The sequence below is a fragment of the Blastomonas sp. CCH1-A6 genome (genome assembly GCF_001556365.1).
Taxonomy (GTDB): domain Bacteria; phylum Pseudomonadota; class Alphaproteobacteria; order Sphingomonadales; family Sphingomonadaceae; genus Blastomonas; species Blastomonas ursincola.
On sequence record NZ_LSIS01000372.1, the window covers coordinates 1 to 367 of the forward strand.

General features: G+C 62.9%; 1 pseudogene. It reads left to right on the plus strand.

Features of this window, described 5'->3' with window-relative positions:
* Window positions 1-367 (plus strand): annotated as a pseudogene (locus AX735_RS17520) (methyltransferase domain-containing protein); the annotation flags it as partial.

The following is a 367-nucleotide window of genomic DNA, read 5'->3' on the forward strand; positions in this document are numbered from 1 at the left end:
TCGGCGATACGCGTATCGCCGAAATGCTCGACGGCATCGATTTCTTCTCCGCCACCTATCGCCTGTTCAAGCTCGATGATCTCGAGCCCGAATGCGAGGATTACGGCCAGGCGGTGGTCTATCTCGGCACGGTCGAGGGCGAGGAGCGCGTGTTCACGCTCGACAAGCATCACGAGATCGAGCGCGGACGCATCTTCCCGATCTGCGGCAACAGCTGGAAGATGCTGGCCGACACGCGCTTCGCGCCGCATTTTCAGTTCATCGGCGATTTCTCGACGCATTATGGCGTGTTCGCCGGATGCGGCGGAGGGTTGCCGTTTGCGCAGGCGGCGGGCGATGGCGGGGTGGTGGCGGCTGGGTGCTGTTG